The 7,035-nt window shown below is 44.9% G+C and carries 12 protein-coding genes; 8 read left to right on the top strand and 4 right to left on the bottom strand.

The features are described 5' to 3' along the window. Positions 1-64: 64 nt before the first annotated feature. The 3 genes from spoVAC to spoVAE are packed head-to-tail and all read left to right on the top strand — an operon-like array spanning position 65 to position 1,912. A complete protein-coding gene (gene spoVAC, locus QP794_RS32980) occupies positions 65-544 on the top strand; it encodes a stage V sporulation protein AC (protein WP_090728258.1) in 480 nt (159 codons plus the stop codon). 1 nt (position 545) lies between these two features. Then, on the top strand, positions 546-1,565 hold the full coding sequence (spoVAD, locus tag QP794_RS32975; protein ID WP_007784321.1) for a stage V sporulation protein AD: 1,020 nt from the start codon (positions 546-548) through the stop codon (positions 1,563-1,565). Then, a complete protein-coding gene (spoVAE, locus tag QP794_RS32970; protein WP_005832063.1) occupies positions 1,562-1,912 on the top strand; it encodes a stage V sporulation protein AE in 351 nt (116 codons plus the stop codon). The genes spoVAD and spoVAE overlap by 4 nt, the downstream gene beginning before the upstream one ends. A 174-nt stretch (positions 1,913-2,086) precedes the next feature. Here the strand turns inward: spoVAE and QP794_RS32965 are convergent, their stop codons facing one another. Continuing rightward, positions 2,087-2,260, bottom strand: a complete 174-nt coding sequence (locus QP794_RS32965) for a hypothetical protein (protein WP_153784608.1) — start codon at positions 2,258-2,260, stop codon at positions 2,087-2,089. 237 nt (positions 2,261-2,497) lie between these two features. Here QP794_RS32965 and QP794_RS32960 point away from each other — a divergent pair, with 237 nt between their 5' ends. From QP794_RS32960 to QP794_RS32940, 5 genes are all read left to right on the top strand, one after another. Next, positions 2,498-2,701 (top strand): hypothetical protein, encoded by a 204-nt coding sequence (locus QP794_RS32960; protein ID WP_023559066.1) that lies wholly within the window; start codon positions 2,498-2,500, stop codon positions 2,699-2,701. A gap of 12 nt (positions 2,702-2,713) precedes the next feature. Next, positions 2,714-2,944, top strand: coding sequence for a hypothetical protein (locus QP794_RS32955; protein WP_143042177.1), 231 nt, complete (start codon positions 2,714-2,716; stop codon positions 2,942-2,944). A 472-nt stretch (positions 2,945-3,416) separates the two neighbouring features. Next, positions 3,417-3,890 (top strand): hypothetical protein, encoded by a 474-nt coding sequence (locus QP794_RS32950; RefSeq protein WP_090728256.1) that lies wholly within the window; start codon positions 3,417-3,419, stop codon positions 3,888-3,890. A 137-nt stretch (positions 3,891-4,027) separates the two neighbouring features. After that, positions 4,028-4,528, top strand: a complete 501-nt coding sequence (locus QP794_RS32945) for a CBO0543 family protein (RefSeq protein WP_285080841.1) — start codon at positions 4,028-4,030, stop codon at positions 4,526-4,528. Between the two features lie 221 nt (positions 4,529-4,749). Further along, positions 4,750-5,793 (top strand): YkvI family membrane protein, encoded by a 1,044-nt coding sequence (locus QP794_RS32940; RefSeq protein WP_023559061.1) that lies wholly within the window; start codon positions 4,750-4,752, stop codon positions 5,791-5,793. 216 nt (positions 5,794-6,009) lie between these two features. Here the strand turns inward: QP794_RS32940 and QP794_RS33430 are convergent, their stop codons facing one another. The 3 genes from QP794_RS33430 to QP794_RS32925 form a co-directional block, all read right to left on the bottom strand. Beyond that, a complete protein-coding gene (locus tag QP794_RS33430; RefSeq protein WP_483311979.1) occupies positions 6,010-6,093 on the bottom strand; it encodes a hypothetical protein in 84 nt (27 codons plus the stop codon). 64 nt (positions 6,094-6,157) lie between these two features. After that, on the bottom strand, positions 6,158-6,367 hold the full coding sequence (locus QP794_RS32930; RefSeq protein WP_285080845.1) for a phospholipase D-like domain-containing protein: 210 nt from the start codon (positions 6,365-6,367) through the stop codon (positions 6,158-6,160). Next, on the bottom strand, positions 6,351-6,551 hold the full coding sequence (locus QP794_RS32925; RefSeq protein WP_274360061.1) for a phospholipase D-like domain-containing protein: 201 nt from the start codon (positions 6,549-6,551) through the stop codon (positions 6,351-6,353). The genes QP794_RS32930 and QP794_RS32925 overlap by 17 nt, the downstream gene beginning before the upstream one ends. Positions 6,552-7,035 lie beyond the last annotated feature (484 nt).

Raw genomic sequence — 7,035 nt, 5'->3', positions numbered from 1 at the left:
AACCATTGCTGATTCGTTAACAATTCGCCAATTATACGTCAGCTGAAAATCGAGGAGGATGTTCATGGCAAATAATATAAAGAAAAATTTAACGCGGGTACAACAGGAATATAAAGAATTGGCGCAAAGCGTCGAACCTCCGAGGCCCATACTCAAAAACTTCATTCGTGCGTTTATAGCTGGCGGGACCATTTGTTTGGTTGGACAAGCCATCCAGGAAATGTTTGTGCATTGGGGCGGCTTTGATGAGAAAAAAGCTGGAGACCCTACCGTGGCGGTTATGATACTCCTTTCTGTCATTCTGACCAGCATGGGGGTGTACGATAAGTTTGCCCAATGGGCTGGTGCGGGTTCCGCAGTGCCTGTGACGGGATTTGCGAATTCGATGGCATCCGCTGCGATTGAACATCAGAGTGAAGGTATGGTGCTCGGTGTTGGCGGTAAAATGTTTAAACTGGCTGGACCGGTTATTGTATTTGGTACAGTCGCCGCCTTTGCGGTAGGAATTGTACATTTGCTGATCAAAGGCGGGGGAGGCTCTTAATATGTTAAAGGGACACCAGAGTTGGCTATTTGAGAACAAGCCGTTCATCCGATCAACAGCAACGGTAGTGGGTCCATTTGAAGGAAGAGGCCCGCTGGCCAAAGATTTTGACATTGTCCATGGAGAATCCATGATGGGACAAAAGAGCTGGGAGAAAGCAGAAAAGGCATTGATTGAAGAAGCGGCAAAACTGGCTATTGAAAATGCGGGGTTGACAAAGGAACAAGTACAGTTTTACATAGGCGGGGATTTGATGAATCAAATCATTAGCAGCAGTTTTGCCGCGCGAACATTATCGATCCCTTACCTCGGTGTGTTTGGCGCTTGTTCAACCTCGATGGAAAGTCTGGCATTAGCAGCTAACCTTGTAAATTCCGGTTCGGCGAAATTTGTATTGGCGGGGACATGCAGCCATGATTCCGGTGCGGAGAAACAGTTCCGATATCCGACCGAGTACGGTTCGCAAAAACCGCCAACCGCCCAATATACGGTAACCGGGGCCGGTGCTGCCATCGTATCCATGGAAGGTGACGGACCGGTTGTTACATCTGCCACCATTGGCCGGGTTATCGATATGGGCATTAAAGATCCGTTTAATATGGGCGCAGCGATGGCTCCTGCAGCGGTAGACACCATTGAGGCGCATGTTCGAGATTTGGGAATTGAACCGGGTTATTACGATTTGATCGTTACCGGCGATCTTGCGAAAGTCGGATATGAAATCGCCTGTAAATTGTTTAAGAAACATAACTTTCCCATCGAACAAACCGAATATTCCGATTGCGGGATGATGATTTACGATTATGAAACCCAAATGGTTCAGGCCGGAGCAAGCGGCTGCGGTTGTTCAGCAGTTGTTACCTATGGACATTTGCTGAATCGGATGCGAAGAGGTGAACTGAAACGAATCCTCGTTGTCGCTACGGGGGCGCTGCTATCCCCGATTTCATTTCAACAAGGGGAAAGCATTCCTTGTATCGCTCATGCCGTATCCATAGAGGCAGGGAGGGAGATATTATGATTTTTCTTTGGGCTTTTTTGGTGGGAGGTGCAATCTGTGTTTTCGGACAATTTTGTTTTGATGTCTTGAAACTTACACCGGCCCACACCATGACCCTGCTTGTTGTATTGGGCGCGATTGTCGACGGAATTGGATGGTATGATCCGCTGATTGAATTTGCCGGGGCAGGAGCATCGGTCCCGATTACAAGCTTTGGTAACGCTCTTGTCCATGGTGCGCTTCAAGAACTAAAGAGCAATGGCTGGATTGGGATCATCACCGGAATTTTCGAAGTGACCAGTGCCGGAATATCCGCAGCGATTATTTTTTCGTTTCTCGCTGCATTGTTCGTAAAACCCAAAGGATAATACGGGGCCCAATCCGAATTTCGTTGGCTAAAATACACTGTAACGGTCGGTCAGGGCGATCCCTAACCGGCCGGTTTTGATTATGAGAAACATTTACTTGTTCCAATCTGTACGGAATGTCCCCATCGATAATCTCAAAGGTTACGTTGACCAAGCTATAAAAGCCATATACTGTCAGACGCTATTTATTTCGGTTCCTATATTCTCCATCACTTCTTTGGTTCGCTCCATTAAACTCGGCTCGGTTGGAACATTTTCACTTGCCTTTCCATCCAAGATTATTGGAGATTTGTTACTTGTCGTTTTGATTCGCTGTTTAAATTGTGATTTAAGTTCGCTTTTTTCCATACTTTCTCCTTTTCATTCGCCATTTTCAGAATATGCAACTGATATTATTCCGATTTTCATATCCTTTATGCATCATAGGAGTCAGGTCCCCAAAAGGCTGTGTTTCCGCCTGCATATAGACAACCAACCCGATAAAATGACCGGAAACCGGGCGGATGCCGTTGTCGCTTCTATGCGCCTGCCATAGACTAATGCTGTAAGTTCAACTTTACCTAACCCAAGGAGGAATGTTTTCAAATGCAGTTTATCAAACAGGCAATGCCCATGTATACGCATGACCAGGCCGCTTATGTCAGGCAAATGTACGATTGGCACATGAAAATGGCTCAGTATCACGAACAATTACGTACCTTTCATCTGGAAAGGGCGAAACAATTTCAAAAGCTCTCCGAAGAAAAAGCGAAAACGTCAGAAATATCCAGCGACACCAGCGCCGCTTAAAGGCGAACCGACATGGAGCGATGTGATGAATTGGCAGCATTCCGAATCAAAATCTGGGACCGCTATGTAACCCTTCGTTCCCAATATGGAACCCGGATGCCCTTGTCTTTCGACCAGTTCTGGTATGACTTTTTGGCCAGGCACATGCTATCCGACTGTGGCGTAGAGCAAGTATATGAGGACTTCTGCAACAACTGGGAGAATCGGTGTGTGAAAAATGTTTGCGATTCGAGCCATCGGTAGAATGCCTGCGAAATAGGACCAAATGGCCGGCTGTTGCCCAAAATGGGTTGCTCCGGCCTTTGATATTTGTATGCAGGGGACAAGGGTAGATGGGATCAAATCCAAGCGGACTTTCACGATGCGGATAACTGCATAGGATGATTCGTTTCTGGACAACTTAAATGCTGTTTGCATAAATTTGGAAAGGCGGATGCCTGCATGTTACCAACATTCAGTACAAGCATTAAAAACTGGACTACCTCTGCCCCAAGACAACCAAATCGATGTAAAAATTGCATCTGGGGCAACTGGGATGGGTTGAAACAATTTTGTTCGAAACCTGTCTGCATTAAGAAACAACCAGTATAAGAGATAGTCCATCTTCTTTTACTTGATCAGGTTCGGTTATCTGTAAAGAATTCATGCCCAGTGACTGGCATTTTTGCCGAGGACGCATATAATGACGTGATCCAACTTTGAGGAGTGATAAATCATGTCCATTGCGGCTCAAACAAGTACAAAGAGTTTACCTCCCTTATCCATATGGGGAGTTCATGCATCTGTCGCCGGAAGACCGGTTGTGTGGGGCAAACTAGTGATGCGTGTTTTGCAGGACCAGCAAATTCAAGGCACCATCCAATTTCGCGGAACGCCGATTTCAATTGAAGGAAGCTGGAATGAAAGCGCGCAGCAGATCATGTTTCATTCCCCCTACGCCGCCTACTCCGGCCATTTAACCATCTATGACGATGTCCAGATTCAACTTCGGCATCTGGTTCTCACCGGACGTCTGCAGATGCTCCCCCCCTCTTTACAAGCGGGCGAATATGGAACCTGGGTAGCGACAACTGATATAAACTTGGCGGGGTATAGCGGCTATGTCCCACCGCAACCGCCTTCAACTTCGTTGCCGCCGGTTGGTGTATTTGTAACGTCGAATATACTGTATGGAAACTCGCGTATATAAAGAGGCAAAGCAGGCACATATCGAATGAAAAATGATCGGTATCCGGATAACGGAAAGGGGTGGCATCGGTGGACGAAAATCAGATTCATCATGTAATCGAACAAGCCTATCAATTGATTGTCTAAGCACGCCGCAACATGACTGACATTTGGCGCACTCACGTACTATTTACGCGACAATGGTGGTTGGGAGTAGGTTTATCGATATGCCCCTGGCTATTTTGGATCGGATTTCGGGATAAGAGAGCTACGGGACAGTTTCTCCTATCCGGGTTTATGATGATTATCGTGTCGTCGTGGCTGGACCAGCTTGGGATTGCCATGGGACTTTGGCATTATCACTGGGAGGTCATACCGATCATGCCGGCCAATTTTCCATGGAATTTTTCACTTCTTCCCGTCACGGTGATGTTCTTACTCCAGTACAAGTCTGGCATACATCCGTTGTTCAAAGCTCTCCTATTTGGGGGATTTTCCGCTTTTGTGGCCGAGCCGGTCTCACAAATGGCCGATTTATACCACCCCGTTCACTGGAAACATACCTATTCTTTTCCTATCTATGTGGGGCTATATCTGCTGGCTTCGAGCATCGCCAAGCGGGGCGTTGATTGCACAGATTCATCCTCGGTAGATAAATAAAGGCCAAAACCATAAGTTTACCGATTCCAAAAATCATGCCCAGATTCATGAGCTGCATATTTACCATGTCATTGTTAAAGACTCAAGTTTGTTAATTGATGATCTACCGGACCACTATCGATTCTCGTCATAACGGCTGACAACGAGTTCCTTTTGGAATAAGCATTTTTTTTAAGCATAGAATTTAATGATTCTATACTATACCAGGACATGGGTGAAATATGAAGAAAAATACAAGTATGATAATACAAATCGCCGCAACATATTCGGGAACCGTGGTGGGAGCCGGATTTGCTTCAGGACAGTCGATTATGCAGTTTTTCACGGTATACGGAGCCTATGGGGTATTAGGCATTTTATGCAGCACCTTTCTTTTTGTGTGGATCGGCACTAAAATGATGATTCTAGCTCACCATATCAAAGCATTTTCATATCAGGAGTTTAATGTTTATCTGTTTGGCAAGATTTTCGGCAAAGTCGCAAATGCCTTGACTTTAATTATTCTATTTGGGGTAACGGCCGTGATGCTTTCAGGAACCGGTACCATTTTCGAAGAACAACTCCGTCTACCCTATCAACTGGGTATTATCATCAGCATCGTTTTATGTTATCTGGTGATGACGAAGGAAATCAGCGGAATTATGTTCGTAAACTCGTTAGTTGTTCCCATGATGCTTTTTTTCACTATTCTCCTTGTCGTAAAGGTTGTCAGAATAGACAATATTTTTGATATAGTCGGTTGGCAGAACCAACAACTGTACAATTTGAAGTGGTTCGTGAGTCCGTTTGTGTATGCAGGATTGAATTTTGCTTTTATTCTAGCCGTTATGGTTCCTCTGGGGAGTGAGGTGGATGACGAAAGCGCATTAAAATGGGGAGGGTTTTGGGGAGGCATTGGTCTTGGTTTTATGCTTCTTGTCAGCCATTTTGCAATGAGCTCAAAGATGCCCGAGATTCTTCAATACGATATTCCGATGGCCGAGATTATTCGAGATTTCGGGCGGTATTTTCATGTATTGTTTTTGCTCGTAATCTATGGAGAAATATTCACCACATTGATAGGCAATGTATTCGGAATTTCTCGTCAAATCCAAAGTCTTTATAATCTTCCTAAAAGTTGGTTGGTTCTTGGCATATTACTTGCTAGTTTTTTGATTAGTCAAGCCGGTTTCACCTCCTTACTTACTTATCTTTATCCGCTATTTGGGTATATGGGTTTGATACTTCTTATTTTTTTAGCAGTTCAACGGATGCCCAGGGACTAAGTCTCCATATTTTTATAAGTTGATTCGGCACGAAATCCAACTATTGGGTAATTATGCTACTATCGGAATTAAGGCACAGGGTTCCATCGATCCAACTTCTTATTTCCAAAACTTTTGGCCTGCCGTCTTAATAGCTAACATAAATGACCTCCATAAGAATAAAGAATACAGCATAGGGTAGACAGTTGCATGTCATATAGAGTATTTCCAACGACTTCACCTAAAAATAGCTGAAATGAAGTCAAACGGTGTTACTTGACTAAATTGGTTTTTCCCTAACATCTTTGTAATGATGGACAATCCTACAAAACCTAGCAAGAACTCAATTGAGAATTGAAGAAACAACTTTTCATTTCCTCTTTCATCAAATGATTGGTGAAAGCAAGCACGCCGTTTGATCGAGAATCCGCTGCAAATGCGTGCGTTGAGGCGGGACTTCCATCCGTAAGGGAATGGAGTCCGCAAGATCATGCTCGAATTGTTCCGCCAGTTTTCGTGCTACTTCAGAACTGTACACAACTTCGCACACTTCATAATTCAGACGGTAGCTTCTTAAATCAAAATTTGAGGACAATTTCTCCGTCAATGATCATTAACTTCGCATGCAACACGCCTTTATTGTAGAGGTAGATATGAACCCCGGCTTCCAAAAGTTCTCCATAGTAGGTCCGACTTGCAGCTCCAACGATGATCGATACCACGTGGCGGGTAACTAAGCGCACTCGGACACCGCGAACCAAAGCTGCTTTAATCGCCATAATAATGTCTGCATCTGGCACAAAGTAAGGCGCGATATTCCAATGGGCGTCGAAGACTGCTTGCAGTTCGTTTGAAGGTTAACCCACTATTCGAATATGGGTGTCGCGTCAAAGCCGACATTCGACTTTAATCCGGTATATTCATCCCCGATATTGATGCCTCCAGTAAAAGCTTCCTGACCATCGAATACAACAATCTTACAATGATTTCGGCAACTCCAATAGGACAGCGCCCAAGGGAAGCGAATGGGGAAAAAAGATCGGCATTCAATTCCAACCTTCATCATTTGGCGGCCGTAGCCATGGGCGTGCGTTGGGCCTAGGGGGAACTTGGATACTGTCAGCTTTAGCAGTGGCGATGGGGGCGGCAGTGTTTAGGTTTATCCAAGGTTAGCTGTCTAAACAATAGAATAGTGGCGAAAAGAGATCAAACCCTACTCAACTTGTAGGGTTTGATCTCTTTTCTAATCTGTTCACCGATGAA

Origin of the sequence: Paenibacillus sp. UMB7766-LJ446, assembly GCF_030226665.1 — a bacterium.
In the GTDB taxonomy this organism is placed as follows: domain Bacteria; phylum Bacillota; class Bacilli; order Paenibacillales; family Paenibacillaceae; genus Paenibacillus; species Paenibacillus vandeheii.
The sequence above is the reverse complement of the archived record's forward strand: the minus strand, read 5'-3'. Positions and strand labels throughout refer to the sequence as shown.